We start from the raw sequence: 16,045 nt of genomic DNA, 5'->3' as shown, positions 1-16,045 counted from the left end.
CTCCATCACAGTCATTAACATTATTTAGATATACACAACATTATAGAGCTTATAAACAGCAATTTCAAATCTATTTTCGTAAATGATATAAAAGAATTCCCGCAGCAACGGCAACATTTAATGATTCACTGTTCCCATAGATTGGAATATAGAGGTTTTGATCAGTATTTTGCAGGATGGTTGAATCTACACCCGCCCCTTCATTTCCTACGATTAAGGCGTATGAATCAGTTGGCCTGACTTCCTTATAAGATACTGCGCCTTCAAGTGCGGTACCATAGACCGGCACATGAGATGCTTTAAAAGTTTCAATCCATGTATGCAAATTACCTATAATAATCGGCACATGGAAGTGGCTGCCTTGGGCAGATCTAATGACTTTAGGATTATATACATCACCTGATCCTTCTCCCATTATGACAACATCAATGCCTGCCGCATCTGCTGTTCGAATCATCGTCCCGATGTTGCCCGGATCTTGAACACCGTCAAGTAACAAAAATCGTTTATGTTTTTTCAAATCGATTGTGGAGTCACTTTTACGGCAAACTGCAAATACTCCTTGTGGTGTTTTCGTTGCTGAAATTACTTTGCTAATATCAGCTGTTATCTTTGTTACGGGAGGTATATCTTTAAAAAGCCATAAGTCTGGAACTTCATTGTTTTCTTGAAGCATTAGTTCCATCACATCATCAGTTTTCAATGCCTCTTCAATTAGATGTTCACCTTCAATGATGTATCTACCCGTCAAATCTCTATCCTTTTTCGATAAAAGTTTCTTCCACTCTTTTACACGTGAATTTTTTGGCGATTGAATATATTCCATCCGTTCATGTCCTTTCAAATTCATTCTTATTCTATTATACATATTCCTCGTAATTTGCGAAAAACTAAGATGAACTACATAGAAAGGAGTTTAAAATCCATGAATTTAAATTTACGCAATGCCGTTATTCACAATGTTTCTGGCAATAACCAATCACAATTGAAGGATACGATTGTAGATGCGATCCAACGTGGCGAAGAAAAAATGCTTCCCGGCTTAGGAGTACTCTTTGAAGTTATCTGGCAAAATGCCGATGAACAAGAGAAAACCATGATGCTTGAAACATTGGAGCAGGGCTTGAAATAAAAAGAAGGCGCATGATTTTTATGCGCCTTCAAACATTTATTGTTTTTCAAGCCGTTTTAAATAATCCAATACTTTTTTATGGTCAGAAAAAAGCGGATATTCTAATTTATTAGCGACAACTTCACATAAATCTTCAAAAAGTGAGCACATCGCGTAAAGCCCCCTCCAAATATCTTGATAATCTCCAGTAGAATAAGTGGAAACGAATTTGCCCCACACCTTCTTATCTAAATACCTTTCAAGCCATTTTCCGTCTTTTCCAGTGTTAACTTTAAATAAGTGCTTGCTTCCTATATACCAATCGAGCATAAGAACTAGCATACTACGAACTGGCCCCTCAATCATCGATTTAGCATAAGGTAGCTCAGAACGCTTTAACCCTTTGGCAACATATGTCGCGACCCACCAAAATTCATTTTGACAATCCATAAATTCTTCCGGTGTTGGCTTTTTCGTAATATAGTCAGATTCGTTAGGCTTCGGCAAATGGGGAAGTTTTTTGTCTTTATCAAGCAGTACAACACTTAAACTATCAAATTTTGATTGATTCTTAATCTCTTCTACTGGTAGTAATGTTAAATCAATCCGATTACCGTCAGCAAATTGCATTAAATAACTAAAACCCGGCCAGTCAGATGGGAAAAGGGACATCGCATCCGGCATTTGCATAATAATACGTTCACCGAATGCATTTACCCATGAATGATCGGCCAAAAAAGAATTTAATTCATGTACATAATAAACAATATCATAATCTTGATAACGATCTTTCTTTACATTTGAATTTACCCGAGAACCATTCATCATGACGGCTCTAATTCTTTCATCCTTTTCAGCAATCGAAAGGATGAGCGCTATCATGGTCTGCTCAGTTCGCATAATAACCCCTCCAAATTATTTAATTTTGCTTAACACTTAATGAGGAGGGGAACGCACTTTTGGCCAACGTTATAACTTGCAAAACAGCTTTTTCATGATTCCCTCCTTATTCAAACGTAATTGTATCAACCGTTTTTCGATCCAAACGCTTTACAACCTCTGTAATAAGCTTAACTGCATTTTCAAAGTCATCACGATGAAGAATTCCGGCGTGACTATGGATATAGCGAGTTGCGATTGTAATAGCTAAAGAAGGGGCTCCTTCGGCTGCTAGATGGATGGAACCCGCATCTGTTCCCCCACCCGGGATCGCCTCAAACTGATAAGGAATCCCAAGTTCATCTGCAGTATTTGTTACAAGATCACGCAGTCCTTTATGGGATACCATCGATGCATCATATAAAATGATTTGTGGTCCGTCTCCGATCTTACTCATAGCTTCCTTTTCACTGATTCCCGGTGTATCGCCCGCTATTCCTACATCAACCGCAATGGAAATGTCCGGCTGTACTTTATTCCCTGCCGTCTTTGCGCCTCTTAGGCCAACTTCTTCTTGTACTGTTCCTACCCCATAAACGATATTTGGATGGTTTTCACCTTTTAAGTTTTTCAATACGTCAATGGCAATCGCACATCCGATTCGATTATCCCACGCTTTTGCAAGTAAATGTTTTTCATTATTCATAACTGTAAAGTCAAAATAAGGAACAGCCATGTCTCCAGGACGGACTCCCCAATCCATCGCTTCCTCTCGGCTTGAAGCACCGATATCAATGAACATTTCCTTTATGTCGACTGGTTTTTTCCGTGCCTCGGGAGATAAAATATGTGGAGGTTTTGATCCAATCACACCTGTAATATCACCTTTTGCCGTAACAATTGTCACCCTTTGCGCGAGCATGACTTGAGACCACCAGCCGCCAACTGTTTGGAAACGTAAAAATCCTTTCTTATCAATTTGGGTGATCATAAATCCGACTTCATCCAAATGACCAGCAATCATGATTTTAGGGCCATTTGCATCACCCGTCTTTTTAGCAATCAAACTCCCTAGACCATCTGTTTCGATTTTGTCCGCATAAGGAGCGATATACTTTTTCATCACTTCACGCGGTTCATGTTCATTTCCTGGAATCCCCTTGGCATCCGTTAAATCCTTTAACATTGTTAATGTTTCATCTAGTTTTTGCATTTTGCAACCTCCATAATAAAATTAATTAATACCCCTCTTGCTGTCTTTTGTAGTTAACTTCGTTTTTAGCTTTATACGCATTGTGAACATCGTCAATCGAAAAACCTAAAGATTGCCCTAGAATAAAATATTGACGCATTAATTCTTCATAGCTATCGAACGTTCTTTTTTCCCTCAGATCATCTACAAGGGAAAATATTTTTAAAAAGCTTCGGACTAAATCTTCATTTCCTTCCGATGAAACAATTGAAATCGGCTCTTTGGAAAATCCGAGTTCTAATCCAATTGAGAGTATAAAATGAATTCCATCGACAAATTCTTCTAGTATGACATGACTTTCTGAAGCAGGTTTTTTACTCCAAAATTTAAAACATCTTGTTTCATTTGCCAGTTCACCAATTTCAACGAGCAAGGCTAATACTTTTTCTTCTAATAATTGATTATTTTCTAGCCCATGTTCGTTCTCTATGTATTTATCTAACTGAGCTTGCATGGAAAACATTTCTTCTAAAGTCATAATTTTATCCCTCCAAAAAAATTATAGCAGAAATTGAAACCTTTTCACTCTTTAAACGTATACCTGTTTAAGATTACTCGATTGGAGGCCTCTTCATGATTTACGTGCTGAGACTCGTAATTTTTGCATTTATTATTTACCTCATTTATAAAACTGTCAAGTTTATAATCGATCCAAAGAGAAAACTTGAAAGTGCCCACGAACAAAAAAAGTACTTTTTCTATGATAATCCTGAAAATATTAGAAAGAACTTCCTTGTTACGTATAATGGTGTTATGTTTGAGGGTGAAAAATACTTAGGAACGACAGAACGCTCATTTGAAGTAGTATCCATTTTCATATGGCCACATAATGCAGATCTGCTTAAAGGCTTGTCCTATGAGGACTTTGTCTATATTGAAAATGAGGTTAAACTGCGATATCCAGATAGCGAAATAGACTGGAAAAGTCCAATTAAAGAATTATTGGCGAAAAAGAGGTCCTAATGAAAACCCCTGTTTTTTAGCAGGGGTTTTTGCCTTGTTTAGGATGATTAAAAAAGTCCTCCCAGGAAACTGTAGCGATTTTTTCACGAAGAATGTAAAACAGGAGCAAAAGTGAACATATAATGATCACCGCAATAGTAGGTGTAAAATGAGTGATGAATTCACCGAAAACTGTGTAAAAAAATGCGAGCGGTAAGTTAGTAGCAAATGCCCCTTTCATGAAACCTTTAAAATCTGGTCTTCTCTCAAGCAGACATAAATTGAGTAAATGATAGTGAAAAAAAGGAATGAGTCTTAATACCGCAATTTGGCCAACCGTCATTTTAGTGTAACGTCCAAACCATTTATATTTAATCGTCATTAATTTAGCATGCGTTCCTGGCATTCTTCTTATACAGAAATAAAATAGTGCGGAAAGAAGCAGCAACCCCGCCATGGAATACACAGTCCCGAGAAAACTTCCGAAAAGAATTCCTCCTGCCATACAGAGGATAACGACAGGAATAAATAAAAATTGCCTAAGTACGTGAAAAAAGACAAAAATGAAAGGAGCGAGAATTCCGGTCCCTTCCATAAATGCAAGCATGATCAGTAGCTGTTCATCCATCATGATCACCTGCTTTCTTACCACTATTTTATTTTTCCTGCTCGTCTGTTATGACACGAGGCTAAATAAGTAAAAATAAATCAATAAATCGATGATTGCAAGAATCGGCAATCCATATTTAAACTGAAAATGCTTCGTTTTATGACGATACACCTTCATGCCAACAAAAGCCCCAGGCGCCCCTCCGATAAGTGCAACAATCCAAAGATTATTTTCACTGATCCTTCTTTGTTTATGTATTGCGCGATTTTTATCACTTCTCATTATTTGTACTCCGAAAACATTGATAATGATAAAATACCAAATTAATAAAAACCTCATATCTCCATTCCCCTTTCGTGATCCTATCTCGAATGTACATGGGATTCGAAAGGATATCCAGCTTTTTTAGTATTTGTTTCTATTAATCTGACTAAAACCAAGCAATTTATCAATTTCCGCTTCTATTGTAGAATGATCGCAACGCAAAACCAACTTTTGATGATTTTCCGTTGCGATTGAAGACGATTCGAAACGCAAAACTACCTTTTAAGCATTTTTCGTTGCGATTCACCTCGGGGTATGTAAAACTCTTTATTTTGTTTTCTAATCCCTTTATGCATGAATGAAACAAGCTAAAAGCCTATCTTTCTCCATATAATTTCAAACAGCAAAAAGCCATTCTCCAACTCGGAGAATGGCTTATGATAAGATTTCCGTCTAGCTTCAGCGCATGCCTAGCCCCTCGAGGTCAAATAACCTGATCCAATAAAAGTCAAGACCGGACTTTTGTTGGCTCAGAACATTTGCTTGTCGGGGCTGTCCGAGGCGCTTACGCTTTTGGATTATAGCGAAGCTTTTGCTTTGTTTGCTAATTCTGCAAATGCTTGTTGGTCTGATACTGCAAGATCTGCAAGCATTTTGCGGTTCACTTCAATGCCAGCTACTTTCAAGCCGTGCATTAAACGGCTGTAAGATAGTCCGTTCATACGTGCTGCAGCATTAATACGTGTAATCCATAGTTTACGGAAATCACGCTTTTTGTTGCGGCGATCGCGATAAGCGTACATGTATGATTTCATTACTTGCTGGTTTGCTACTTTAAATAATCTATGTTTGGAACCATAATAACCTTTTGCTAACTTTAATACCTTTTTACGACGTCTGCGGGTAACTGTTCCGCCTTTTACACGTGGCATATTATTTCCCTCCTATTGAATCTTAATAATTACTTCATGTTGTCAAGCATATGGCGGATACGGCGGAAATCACCTTTTGATACCATTGCGGCTTTACGAAGTTTACGTTTTTGTTTAGTTGTTTTATTTGCAAACAAGTGGCTTGTATAAGCTTGTGAACGTTTAAGTTTTCCAGATCCTGTTCTTTTGAAACGTTTTGCAGAGCCACGGTGAGTCTTCATTTTTGGCATAGAGCTTTCCTCCTCAAAACATTACTTTTCGATTTTTGGTGCTAAAACTAAGAACATGCTACGACCGTCCATTTTCGGCTTCGATTCAACTGTCGCTACATCGCTGCATTCTTCAGCGAAACGATTTAATACACGTTGTCCAATTTCTTTATGTGTAATCGCACGACCTCTAAAACGGATAGACGCCTTCACTTTATCGCCTTTTCCCAAGAATTTTCGGCCATTACGAAGTTTCGTATTAAAATCATGTTCATCAATTGTAGGACTCAAACGAACTTCCTTCACGTTGATCACTTTTTGATTTTTACGTGCTTCTTTTTCCTTTTTCTGCTGTTCGAAACGGAATTTCCCGTAGTCCATAATACGAGCAACGGGAGGTTTTGCGTTAGGAGCAACAAGAACAAGGTCAAGATTTACACGAGCAGCGATTTCAAGTGCTTCATTGCGGGATTTCACTCCCAGCTGTTCACCATTATGGTCGACGAGACGAAGTTCACGGGCACGAATGCCTTCATTTACCAACATATCTTTGCTAATAATTAGCCACCTCCAAGGTTTTTTCAAAGAATACGATGTTTGTTTCCAAGATAACAGAATGCTGCCCAAAAATGAGCATTAAAAAAGCACGGGCACAAAGCAACCCGCACTGTATTCACGCACAATAGTCGTTATGAATAACAATCAAACCATTAACCTGTCAACAGCAATGTTGCGTCAATCAGGCGAGAAGCGGGCAGCTCCTTCTTCTACAAACGAGTATTCAGTTCACCTTAGTTACTTTATCATAAACATAGATTTTAGTCAATGATGAATCCTTATAATCAACGTATTTCATCATAACAAAAGCATATTCATTTTGCAATGATTTTTTTGAAAATGTTTAAATTGGCTCTATAGGGAAAAACTTTTGATAATACGTTAAATGGAGGCATAAGAATGAAAAAAATTTTTTCTTCCCTACTTGTACTCACAGTCATTTTTGGTCTGGCGGCTTGTTCAAACGATCCATCTGTCGATAATAACCCAAAGGAACAAGTTACTCCCACTAAAACGAGTCAAAATGCTAATACCCCAGATGATGAAAGTAAGGACAATAGTGGAAATAAATCAGTTGGAACTGTAGCCGATGATCAAGATGCTGCAAAAAAAATGCAGGAGCTAAACTTTACAAAATTTGACTTAGATGTTGAGTATGACAATGACCAAGACTTTGAATTTGATTATGAGCAAGGTAGTCAAAATGGTGATTACGAAGCTAAAATGGAAGATACAATTAATAATAGAAGGCTAAAAGGAATGGAAGCATTTAATACGATCTATACACAATTAAAAGACTTAGGCATTGAGGCAAATACTCCAAAAGATGAAGTTATTCGAGAAGTCCTTCAAAGATTCAATCTAAGTGATAATTACCATTCATTTGAATTGGAATACATTTTTAAAGATGGTACGAAAATGGAGATAAAGGATCAATAAAAAAAAGCACCTTTTTCAATGAAGGTGCTTTTTTTATTAATTGTTTACTTCATTCTTTAATATGGAGATAAAATCGTTAAACGGAATTGTTTCAGAGTTCTGCTCCCCGTATTTCCTTACATTCACAGACTTAGTTTCAATTTCATTATCACCGACAACAAGCATATAAGGAATCTTTTGCATTTGTGCTTCCCTTATTTTATAGCCAATTTTTTCATCGCGCTTATCCAACTCCACACGGAATCCGGATGATTTCAATTGGTCCACAACTTGTTTTGCATAGTCAAAATGAGCATCAGGTGAAACAGGAATCACTTGTACTTGAACCGGTGCTAGCCATGTTGGGAACGCCCCTTTGTATTCTTCAATTAAAAAGGCTACAAAGCGTTCCATTGTGGATACAACCCCACGGTGGATAACGACTGGACGATGTTGCTTCCCATCCTCTCCGACATAAGTTAAGTCGAATTTTTCAGGAAGTAAGAAGTCAAGTTGAACAGTTGAAAGGGTTTCTTCTTTTCCTAAAGCTGTTTTCACTTGAACATCGAGCTTCGGTCCGTAAAAAGCCGCTTCACCTTCTGCTTCGAAATATTCAACGCCAAGGTCATCCATCGCTTCTTTTAACATCGATTGAGCTTTATTCCACATCTCATCGTCATCAAAATATTTCTCTTTATCCTCAGGGTCGCGATAGGAGAGACGGAATGAATAATCGTTAATGTCAAAGTCTTTATAAACTTCATTTACAAGCTGAACAACACGAATGAATTCATCTTTAATTTGATCTGGTCGAACAAATATATGTGCATCATTCAAAGTCATTCCACGGACGCGCTGTAATCCTGATAATGCACCTGACATTTCATAACGATGCATAGTTCCTAACTCTGCAATTCGAATCGGCAGCTCACGATAGCTGTGAATATCATTTTTATACACCATCATATGATGTGGGCAGTTCATAGGACGTAATACGAGCTGTTCATTATCCATATCCATGACTGGAAACATATCTTCACGATAATGATCCCAGTGCCCACTTGTTTTATAGAGCTCTACACTTCCCATAATTGGAGTGTAAACATGGTCATAGCCGAGCGCCACTTCTTTATCAACTATATAACGTTCGATGATTCTGCGGATAGTCGCACCTTTTGGCAGCCAGAGTGGAAGTCCTTGGCCGACCTTTTGTGAATTAGTAAATAAACTGAGCTCTTTCCCAAGCTTACGATGATCACGTTCTTTTGCTTCTTCTAACATTTTCAAATGGTACTTGAGATCTTCTTTCTTGAAAAAGGCTGTTCCGTAAATACGCTGCAGCATCTTATTATTGCTATCGCCGCGCCAATAGGCTCCAGCAATACTTAACAATTTAAATTCTTTAATTTTACCTGTTGAAGGTACGTGAACACCACGGCAAAGGTCTGCAAAATCTCCTTGCTCATAAATTGTTACTTTTTCGTCGGCGGGAATTGCATCAATCAATTCCTGTTTATATTCATCGTGAGCAAACATTTGCTTAGCTTCGTCACGGGATACTTCATTTCGAACAATTTCGATGTTCTCATTAATGATTTTTTTCATTTCTTTTTCAATAAGAGGCAAATCTTCCGGAGTAATGGAATGGTCTAAATCCATATCATAATAAAAACCATTTTCAATGACTGGACCTACTCCAAGCTTTACATTGGGAAACAATCTTCTTACAGCTTGTGCCATTAAATGAGCAGTACTATGGCGCAAAACTTCAAGCGCCCCGTCACTTTCAGGTGTAATAATTTCGATTGAACCATCTTGATTAATCGCTGTTTTAAGATCTATCAATTGTCCATTAATTTTACCTGCCAATGCTTTTTTACGTAAGCCCGGGCTAATGGAAGCTGCAATGTCTTCAGTTGTCGTAGTACTTGCAAACTCCTTAATTGTTCCGTCTGGGAAAGTAATTTTTACTTGTTCTGACATGACATTACACTCCTTTTTAAATTAAATTAAAATATAAAAAAACTCATCCCCGGAAAGGGACGAGTTTTATACACGTGGTTCCACCCTAATTTTCATTATGTGAAAATACATAATGACTTTGGATTGATCATAACGGAGTCTACCGCCAATCAATACTACACGCCTATGGCGGATTCATGATTGGAGTTCAAAGGTGGTAAGCATTTAGTTCGTGTTGGAAAGTTCGCAGCATTCCTTTCCTCTCTGGAAACCGTAACAAAATACTCATGTCCTTATCAATACTTGTAAAAGTTAAGATTATGTACGCTATTATATCCGTTTTAAAAAACAAAATCAAGTATCAGAATAGATATTTAACAAACTATTTAAATGTGTTATAGATAAGATCGACAAACGCTCCTCAAATATATTTTTCAATGTTCTAATAAGAGGTTGATCTTCTTCATCCGTGTACAAAAAAATTTTTTTTGGAGCCATCGATAAAAGGGGTGCTATAACAGATGAATCTACATATACAGGGTGGTTAGAAAGCAAACGGCGATCCATGATCTCTTTAATTTCTTCCTTCCCCATTTCTTTTAAGATTTCATTGAAAAATAAAATGGGCTTTTCCAGCAATACATGAACGATATCTAGCCTCGGACCACGATTTTTCAAGTAATCCCTCAACATATTTACAAACATCTGATATTCCTGTTCCATTTTATATTCATCTATTGCCACATTTAAATAGGCTAATACACGCTCAAAATACTTCTTTAAGCGGAATCGTAAAAAAGATTCAAAAAGAACTGCGCCATTATAATCCAATAAATCAGTTACAGCTTCCCGAATTACATCTTCTTCATCCAATTTCCCGACTAATGAAACCAACTCTATTCGCTCACCCATAAACATTTGATTCATAATGTTCAAAATTTCAATCCGTTCATCTTCAATATTATACTTATAAGTGTCGCGTAATACATTGTTCACCCATTCGTCCCTTTTAACATCTTGAATGAATTGTATTAAAGATTGAATATACTTCTCTTTTTTGACAAAGATAAAGTTAAAAGAATATATAAATTGGCTTTGCCTTTCCATAAAGGAGTCTTGCAAGCCATTGGCAGATAAAAAAGCTTTAAAACGTATAGCATCTTGAATGGATTTAAACATTAACTCCAAGCCTGCTCCCCCTTTTTCCTGCATTGTTACATATATATGAGAGCAAGCTTGGACTAGACCTGATAATATGATCAAGCAACAAAAAAAAACACCTGCTAAAAATTGCAGATGCTTAACCTTGTCTTCTATTTGGTCCATCTAGTCTTACAGGTATTGAAAGATATTTTATTCTCTCCATAATTCTTGCTGCTTTCATTTTTTCCTCTTCCCCTCTTTGGGAATAGGTCAAATGATGTTCGAGACCATTTAAATCAAAATTAGAAGAAAAAAAGGTAGGGAGCTGTTCATGCATTCTAAATTGTAAGATCGAACCGAGAATTTCATCTCTTGTCCAGCTCGACATTGCCTCTGCTCCTATATCGTCAAGCATAAGAATCTTTGCGTTCTTTACGGCCTCCAACTTTTCATTGAGCGTCTGATCGCTTAATGATTGTTTCATCTCACGCAAAAATTCTGGAACATATACAATTAAAGTTGAAATTTCTTTTTCAGCCAATTGATTTGCAATAGCTCCTAGTAAATAGGACTTGCCGACCCCAAAGCTCCCATGTAAAAATAATCCTTTCATCATTCCCTTTCCAGGTTCAAAGGAGGAAGCGAACTTCTCTGCATATTCAAAAGCATCGATTCGCCCGGGGCTGTTTAAAGAGAATTCAGCAAAAGATGCTTTAAGAATTTCTTTCGGTACATATATACTATTTATGAGTCTTTCCGCTTTTCTACGTTCATCATGAATCACTTTTGTTGGACAAGGACGATAATATAATCCGATTGATTCTCGCTCAATGAAAATTTCGGGTTCGTATCCAGGCATCATATTGCAACAATTTTCCAAACTAGTGCAGTTTGAGCATTTTTTTGTTTGCGACACGTACTCATAAAGTTTCATCATGTTTTTCTCAATCATATCATTTGTAAGCTGGTCGCGGTTTTCTTCTAGAAATGCCATAACTTCGGGATTTTGTAATACTTCTATTTTCATATCCTCATAGCGTTGCCTAAAACTCGGGTGTTGTGAGAGTTTCCCTATCGTATCATCAATTCTCTCCACCTTTTTCACCTCCTTTATTTTGATACTTTCTTTGAATGGCCTCAAGCCTGCGACGTCTTTCTTCCATTTCTTCTGTTTGAATTTGCTTAGTACTCTGGGCAGAATCATCTTGTGATACAAACCAATCCGGAAGTTTCTCTGTTCGAATTGGTTTATTTCTCCTTTGTGACGTTTCTTTCTTCCCACTCGCCCATTCTTGATATTGCCTATGTTCGTTTATCGCTAAATCCATGGCTGATTTAACGGTCTTTACTTTTTTCCTTGACCAATGTGATGCGATTTTTTCTAAATAGCTTTTCGAAAGCTTCATATCAGTTTTTAGCATGACATAATGAATAAGGACATTCGTTACCCCAGGCAATAGCTTTTGTTGAAACATTACATCTTCCACAGCTTGAAGATCGGATTTTGCTGGTTCTCCCCCATCAGAGAGATCGATTAAAAGCTGTCTCGGGGAAACTGTTTCTAAATATGAAATGAGCTTATCCTCTTTTGTTTCTAATCTTGCCTCTTTTTCAAGATGGGGCATTGGTTGTATTTTATCAACTAATTGAGGCAAACGGGCGTCGTTTTCCATTTGATACCAATCACGAGCATTTTTCCGAAGATCATCAATACTTATTTTTTGATCAGCAGTAAGACTTTGCAGAACGATGTTTTTCATGTCAACTGCGTTGATGGAATAAAGGAAGGACAGTTTGGCGATTGCTTCCTTAATAGCAGAAGTGAATAATTTTCGGGGCACCATGACCTCTGACAACCCGACAAAAAACAGATCAAAATCAAAATGGCTTATGTCTGTTGTAATGGGCTGTGATTTTTGTCTATGAAAATATTTTCCCCCATCATCTGGAATGCTTGCTGTATGGCCTTCACTATGTGCTAAAGTATTTGCTCCTAATGAGGTAAATACATCCTGAAAGCCCCTCGTTACTTCATTGAAATCCACCATATCCATATTTTTTTCCGTGAAGGATTTTTTTAATTTCAAAAAATGAGTTTGCCCTAGTTTTTGAAATAAATAAATATTTAACATTCCATCAGTAAAAAACTGCTCCGCGGAAAGAGGAGGCTGAAGTTCGTATATAAAGGATCGTTGATTGTCATTCGTTTTGGAATATGTTTTCAATAAACCGATGCCTTCAAGCTTTAGTCTGGCATGATATATTTCTTCTAGATTAAGATCAAATAAATTCATTAAATGATAGTGATTCCATTCTTCCGACAAGGTCCTGCCTTCATCAACCATTTCCACAAGCGTATTATATAAACTTGCGCAAACAGGTCCTATAAGAGGTTGATATAATAAAGAAATGATTTTTTTATCGTGATCATGCAAAATACCATTCATGACAATAGTAAATGCATCTATTGGCTGAACCTCATTCCAATATTGCTTCATTCCATACACACTTTCATTCCTTTTTAATTAAATCTTTCAGTTCATCTAAAAATACATTTAAATCTTTAAATTGACGATAAACAGAGGCAAATCTTACATAGGCCACCTCATCAATTTTAGCTAATTTGTCCATGACCATTTCACCGATCATTTCCGATTTCACTTCGGCTTGTCCAAGATTTCGCAAATCCCTTTCAATATCATGTGTGATTTTTTCAAGCTGCTCTAATGCAACAGGCCGCTTTTCACAAGCACGAATTAAACCGCGTAAAATTTTATCTCTACTAAATTCCTCTCGAATTCCTTCTTTTTTAACTACAATAAGAGGTGTTTCCTCTACTCTCTCAAACGTCGTAAAACGATATGAGCATTTTTCACACTCTCGTCTTCTTCTAATGGATCTTACTTCATCAGCTGGTCTTGAATCGACTACTCGCGTGCCATTATGTTGGCAAGACGGGCATTTCATGCTATCAGCTCCGATCAAAATACTTCTTTTCGTATATTATAACGTTTTTCGTCATAATTAAAAAGGAGTGTAAGTTTCCCATCACCCCTTTTTAACTAGTGTCCTTGTAGAATTTTGTTTATGGCTCTAATTTCCAATTTATGATCAATTCATTTATTTGCCTTTCCGTATCATCTATTGTCCTATTATTATTTATTATTGCATCTGCTCGATTTACTTTTTCTTGAAGAGGAAGCTGGGAATTTATTCTTGCTTTTGCTTCTTCCTCTGTTAATCCATTTCGTTTAAGCAACCTTTGCAGCTGCATATCGGGATCAACAAATACAACAATTACCTTTTCCACTAAATAAGTAAGATTACTTTCATATAAAAGGGGGATATCATATATGATTGTATTCTTTCCTTCTTCTAATGCCTGCATTTTCCAATCATTCAAACATTCTCTTACTGCCGGGTGGACAATGCTATTCAATATTTTACGTTTTTCATCATCATTAAAAATAATCGATCCCAATTTTGAGCGATTGATCGACTCATCGTCATTTAAAATACTTTGGCCGAATGTTTCGATGATTTGTCCATATGCATTTTGGCCAGGTTCCACGACTACTCGGGCAGCTATATCAGCATCGAGAATGGTAAATCCTCGCTTTTTCAACATATTGGAGACCGTACTTTTACCGCTCGCAATTCCTCCTGTGAGTCCGATCATTATTGTCATAAGCAACCTCTTTCATAATTTTAATATTCCTATTAGTATTAACAGGATCCCTGGGATAAAAGCAAATTTCTGCATCCAATTCAAATGGGAAAAAATTCGCCCCAGCTGTAGTCCTCCTAGAAGGAATATACAACTCATTAAAGCGGCTACCCCCGCCAGTAATAGAGGGGAAAATCCTAGCATTGCAGCACCTATACCCGCTCCAAACGCATCCAATGATAAAGCTGTTCCAAGAATTAGAGCTTCAAGACCCGTAATGGTACCCGAACCATCAAAATCTGCTCTTGTCGGCTTTTTTAATATATTAATGACAATTCCCAATGACTTGATTTCCCAATTAAGTACAATCTTTTCATGGACCAAAGTATGTTCTTTTTCTGTTTTAAAAAACTGATAAATGACCCAAGCACCAATCAGGATCAATATAGTTCCGCCAATACGGCTTGCCATCACAGGCGAAAGCATATTTAAAATCAACTGACCACCAAACATTGCAAGCCCTAAAGAAACTGCTGTGCAAGATGCAATAATTAAAATTGATTTTAAAGGAATCTTCATTTTTCTAAGTCCATACGCAAGACCAGTACTAAAGCTATCTAAGCTGATAGCCATCGCAAGTAATATAAGTGAAAACGAAAAATCCATCTTGAAGCCCCTTCCCCACCTGATATAGATAACCCAGTATATGAGGAAGGCTAGTTGATTGTTAAAAAGCTGAAACTCTGTTTAATCTCCACTTATTAACTATTTATTTGGCAATTTGGACAAAAATGTGTGCCCCTGCCCGTCACTTTCGTCTTTTGCACTAAGGAACCGCAGCGATAGCACTCTTGCTCTTTTCTGCCGTACACCTTTAATTGATTTTGATATGTTCCACTTTGCCCATGGGAATTCATATATGTGTTGACAGAACTTCCGCCTGCATTGATGGATTCCTTTAAAGTGGCGGCAGCTTGTTCTCTCAATGTCAAAACTTCTTCATTAGTCAATGTTTTGGCCTTCCGCTCAGGATGAACACCTGATCTGAATAAAACTTCATCTACATAAATATTTCCAAGACCTGAAACAATCGATTGATCTAGTAAGACAGCTTTAATTACCCTATCTGTATTCATGAGTTTTCCTTTAAAATATTCAAATGAAAATTCGTCAGCAAAAGGTTCCGGTCCCAGCTTTGAAAGTGGCGGTACGGTCCATTCCGAACCTTTTGCAAATAAATGCATCGTACCGAATTTACGAACGTCGCGATACCTTAATTCTTTTCCACCTGTAAAACGGAAGATCACATGTGTATGTTTATCAATGGGATCATCCTTCATATGCAAACTATAATTTCCTTCCATTCTTAAATGAGAAACAAGAGCATAATCGTCTAATAGAAAAATTAAAAACTTCCCTTTCCTATTGACATCATGGATTGTTTGTCCTTTTAGTGCATCTTGAAATTGCTCATATTGTTCGGGACTTTTTATTATTTTTGGCCAGCCAACTGTAACATCTAAAATCTTGTGCCCAGCTACAAGCTCTACAAGCGATCTTCTGACTGCTTCTACTTCAGGTAATTCAGGCATAATTAT

Annotated in this window: 20 protein-coding genes and 2 other annotated features (1 of these 22 running past the window's edge); of the genes, 3 read left to right on the top strand and 17 right to left on the bottom strand. The window is 37.2% G+C overall.

The features are described from left to right. Window positions 1-18: a binding site (T-box leader), on the bottom strand; it reaches 236 nt to the left of the window's first position. A gap of 52 nt (window positions 19-70) precedes the next feature. Then, the gene (locus tag NQ185_RS09810; protein ID WP_257581495.1) at window positions 71-826 is read right to left on the bottom strand and encodes a TrmH family RNA methyltransferase; all 756 of its coding nucleotides are present in this window, start codon (window positions 824-826) and stop codon (window positions 71-73) included. Between the two features lie 99 nt (window positions 827-925). Between NQ185_RS09810 and sspI the strand changes: the two genes are divergently transcribed. Continuing rightward, window positions 926-1,132 (top strand): small acid-soluble spore protein SspI, encoded by a 207-nt coding sequence (gene sspI / locus NQ185_RS09805; RefSeq protein WP_257581494.1) that lies wholly within the window; start codon window positions 926-928, stop codon window positions 1,130-1,132. 36 nt (window positions 1,133-1,168) lie between these two features. Here sspI and NQ185_RS09800 read toward each other — a convergent pair whose 3' ends face one another. From NQ185_RS09800 to NQ185_RS09790, 3 genes are all read right to left on the bottom strand, one after another. Further along, complete coding sequence (locus NQ185_RS09800) at window positions 1,169-2,011, bottom strand: aminoglycoside 6-adenylyltransferase (protein ID WP_257581492.1); 843 nt, start codon at window positions 2,009-2,011, stop codon at window positions 1,169-1,171. Between the two features lie 106 nt (window positions 2,012-2,117). Further along, a complete protein-coding gene (locus NQ185_RS09795) occupies window positions 2,118-3,203 on the bottom strand; it encodes a M42 family metallopeptidase (RefSeq protein WP_257581491.1) in 1,086 nt (361 codons plus the stop codon). Between the two features lie 25 nt (window positions 3,204-3,228). Further along, window positions 3,229-3,720, bottom strand: coding sequence for a dUTP diphosphatase (locus tag NQ185_RS09790; RefSeq protein WP_257581490.1), 492 nt, complete (start codon window positions 3,718-3,720; stop codon window positions 3,229-3,231). Window positions 3,721-3,815: 95 nt separating this feature from the next. Between NQ185_RS09790 and NQ185_RS09785 the strand changes: the two genes are divergently transcribed. Next, window positions 3,816-4,205, top strand: a complete 390-nt coding sequence (locus NQ185_RS09785) for a sigma-w pathway protein ysdB (protein WP_257581489.1) — start codon at window positions 3,816-3,818, stop codon at window positions 4,203-4,205. Between the two features lie 16 nt (window positions 4,206-4,221). Here the strand turns inward: NQ185_RS09785 and NQ185_RS09780 are convergent, their stop codons facing one another. The 5 genes from NQ185_RS09780 to infC all read right to left on the bottom strand — a co-directional run bounded on the left by NQ185_RS09780 (window position 4,222) and on the right by infC (window position 6,745). After that, entirely contained in the window at window positions 4,222-4,812 is a 591-nt protein-coding gene (locus NQ185_RS09780; protein WP_257581488.1) for a TVP38/TMEM64 family protein, read from the bottom strand. A 48-nt stretch (window positions 4,813-4,860) separates the two neighbouring features. Beyond that, window positions 4,861-5,133, bottom strand: coding sequence for a DUF1294 domain-containing protein (locus tag NQ185_RS09775; protein ID WP_257581487.1), 273 nt, complete (start codon window positions 5,131-5,133; stop codon window positions 4,861-4,863). Between the two features lie 503 nt (window positions 5,134-5,636). Beyond that, window positions 5,637-5,990 (bottom strand): 50S ribosomal protein L20, encoded by a 354-nt coding sequence (rplT, locus tag NQ185_RS09770; protein ID WP_257581486.1) that lies wholly within the window; start codon window positions 5,988-5,990, stop codon window positions 5,637-5,639. A gap of 29 nt (window positions 5,991-6,019) precedes the next feature. Next, window positions 6,020-6,220 carry a 50S ribosomal protein L35 gene (gene rpmI, locus NQ185_RS09765; protein WP_257581485.1) on the bottom strand — a complete coding sequence of 67 codons (201 nt, stop codon included), beginning with the start codon at window positions 6,218-6,220 and terminating at the stop codon, window positions 6,020-6,022. A 21-nt stretch (window positions 6,221-6,241) separates the two neighbouring features. Next, on the bottom strand, window positions 6,242-6,745 hold the full coding sequence (infC, locus tag NQ185_RS09760; protein ID WP_257581484.1) for a translation initiation factor IF-3: 504 nt from the start codon (window positions 6,743-6,745) through the stop codon (window positions 6,242-6,244). 411 nt (window positions 6,746-7,156) lie between these two features. Here infC and NQ185_RS09755 point away from each other — a divergent pair, with 411 nt between their 5' ends. Continuing rightward, window positions 7,157-7,696: a YusW family protein gene (locus NQ185_RS09755; RefSeq protein ID WP_257581483.1), complete on the top strand. Its 540-nt coding sequence runs from the start codon at window positions 7,157-7,159 to the stop codon at window positions 7,694-7,696. Between the two features lie 36 nt (window positions 7,697-7,732). Here NQ185_RS09755 and thrS read toward each other — a convergent pair whose 3' ends face one another. From thrS to mutM, 8 genes are all read right to left on the bottom strand, one after another. Beyond that, window positions 7,733-9,658: a threonine--tRNA ligase gene (gene thrS / locus NQ185_RS09750; protein WP_257581482.1), complete on the bottom strand. Its 1,926-nt coding sequence runs from the start codon at window positions 9,656-9,658 to the stop codon at window positions 7,733-7,735. 52 nt (window positions 9,659-9,710) lie between these two features. Further along, window positions 9,711-9,946: a binding site (T-box leader), on the bottom strand. A gap of 45 nt (window positions 9,947-9,991) precedes the next feature. Continuing rightward, window positions 9,992-10,816, bottom strand: a complete 825-nt coding sequence (locus NQ185_RS09745) for a putative sporulation protein YtxC (RefSeq protein WP_257581547.1) — start codon at window positions 10,814-10,816, stop codon at window positions 9,992-9,994. Between the two features lie 121 nt (window positions 10,817-10,937). Further along, complete coding sequence (dnaI, locus tag NQ185_RS09740) at window positions 10,938-11,876, bottom strand: primosomal protein DnaI (RefSeq protein ID WP_257581480.1); 939 nt, start codon at window positions 11,874-11,876, stop codon at window positions 10,938-10,940. After that, complete coding sequence (locus tag NQ185_RS09735) at window positions 11,863-13,278, bottom strand: replication initiation and membrane attachment family protein (RefSeq protein ID WP_257581479.1); 1,416 nt, start codon at window positions 13,276-13,278, stop codon at window positions 11,863-11,865. The genes dnaI and NQ185_RS09735 overlap by 14 nt, the downstream gene beginning before the upstream one ends. Window positions 13,279-13,291: 13 nt before the next feature. Further along, on the bottom strand, window positions 13,292-13,747 hold the full coding sequence (nrdR, locus tag NQ185_RS09730; RefSeq protein WP_257581478.1) for a transcriptional regulator NrdR: 456 nt from the start codon (window positions 13,745-13,747) through the stop codon (window positions 13,292-13,294). A 118-nt stretch (window positions 13,748-13,865) separates the two neighbouring features. Further along, a complete protein-coding gene (gene coaE, locus NQ185_RS09725; protein ID WP_257581477.1) occupies window positions 13,866-14,468 on the bottom strand; it encodes a dephospho-CoA kinase in 603 nt (200 codons plus the stop codon). 12 nt (window positions 14,469-14,480) lie between these two features. Beyond that, window positions 14,481-15,113 (bottom strand): sporulation membrane protein YtaF, encoded by a 633-nt coding sequence (gene ytaF / locus NQ185_RS09720; protein WP_257581476.1) that lies wholly within the window; start codon window positions 15,111-15,113, stop codon window positions 14,481-14,483. Window positions 15,114-15,208: 95 nt separating this feature from the next. Beyond that, a complete protein-coding gene (gene mutM / locus NQ185_RS09715) occupies window positions 15,209-16,039 on the bottom strand; it encodes a DNA-formamidopyrimidine glycosylase (protein ID WP_257581474.1) in 831 nt (276 codons plus the stop codon). Window positions 16,040-16,045: the final 6 nt, after the last annotated feature.

The organism is Lederbergia panacisoli (genome assembly GCF_024626525.1).
GTDB lineage: Bacteria > Bacillota > Bacilli > Bacillales > Bacillaceae_C > Lederbergia > Lederbergia panacisoli.
The sequence above is the reverse complement of the archived record's forward strand: the minus strand, read 5'-3'. Positions and strand labels throughout refer to the sequence as shown.

Excerpts from the sequence above, each read along its gene's own strand:
- NQ185_RS09810 (WP_257581495.1), bottom strand. The coding sequence starts at position 826 with ATGGAATATATTCAATCGCCAAAAAATTCACGTGTAAAAGAGTGGAAG.
- sspI (WP_257581494.1), top strand. The coding sequence starts at position 926 with ATGAATTTAAATTTACGCAATGCCGTTATTCACAATGTTTCTGGCAAT.
- NQ185_RS09800 (WP_257581492.1), bottom strand. The coding sequence starts at position 2,011 with ATGCGAACTGAGCAGACCATGATAGCGCTCATCCTTTCGATTGCTGAA.
- NQ185_RS09795 (WP_257581491.1), bottom strand. The coding sequence starts at position 3,203 with ATGCAAAAACTAGATGAAACATTAACAATGTTAAAGGATTTAACGGAT.
- NQ185_RS09790 (WP_257581490.1), bottom strand. The coding sequence starts at position 3,720 with ATGACTTTAGAAGAAATGTTTTCCATGCAAGCTCAGTTAGATAAATAC.
- NQ185_RS09785 (WP_257581489.1), top strand. The coding sequence starts at position 3,816 with ATGATTTACGTGCTGAGACTCGTAATTTTTGCATTTATTATTTACCTC.
- NQ185_RS09780 (WP_257581488.1), bottom strand. The coding sequence starts at position 4,812 with ATGGATGAACAGCTACTGATCATGCTTGCATTTATGGAAGGGACCGGA.
- NQ185_RS09775 (WP_257581487.1), bottom strand. The coding sequence starts at position 5,133 with ATGAGGTTTTTATTAATTTGGTATTTTATCATTATCAATGTTTTCGGA.
- rplT (WP_257581486.1), bottom strand. The coding sequence starts at position 5,990 with ATGCCACGTGTAAAAGGCGGAACAGTTACCCGCAGACGTCGTAAAAAG.
- rpmI (WP_257581485.1), bottom strand. The coding sequence starts at position 6,220 with ATGCCAAAAATGAAGACTCACCGTGGCTCTGCAAAACGTTTCAAAAGA.
- infC (WP_257581484.1), bottom strand. The coding sequence starts at position 6,745 with ATGTTGGTAAATGAAGGCATTCGTGCCCGTGAACTTCGTCTCGTCGAC.
- NQ185_RS09755 (WP_257581483.1), top strand. The coding sequence starts at position 7,157 with ATGAAAAAAATTTTTTCTTCCCTACTTGTACTCACAGTCATTTTTGGT.
- thrS (WP_257581482.1), bottom strand. The coding sequence starts at position 9,658 with ATGTCAGAACAAGTAAAAATTACTTTCCCAGACGGAACAATTAAGGAG.
- NQ185_RS09745 (WP_257581547.1), bottom strand. The coding sequence starts at position 10,816 with ATGTTTAAATCCATTCAAGATGCTATACGTTTTAAAGCTTTTTTATCT.
- NQ185_RS09735 (WP_257581479.1), bottom strand. The coding sequence starts at position 13,278 with ATGAAGCAATATTGGAATGAGGTTCAGCCAATAGATGCATTTACTATT.
- nrdR (WP_257581478.1), bottom strand. The coding sequence starts at position 13,747 with ATGAAATGCCCGTCTTGCCAACATAATGGCACGCGAGTAGTCGATTCA.
- coaE (WP_257581477.1), bottom strand. The coding sequence starts at position 14,468 with ATGACAATAATGATCGGACTCACAGGAGGAATTGCGAGCGGTAAAAGT.
- ytaF (WP_257581476.1), bottom strand. The coding sequence starts at position 15,113 with ATGGATTTTTCGTTTTCACTTATATTACTTGCGATGGCTATCAGCTTA.
- mutM (WP_257581474.1), bottom strand. The coding sequence starts at position 16,039 with ATGCCTGAATTACCTGAAGTAGAAGCAGTCAGAAGATCGCTTGTAGAG.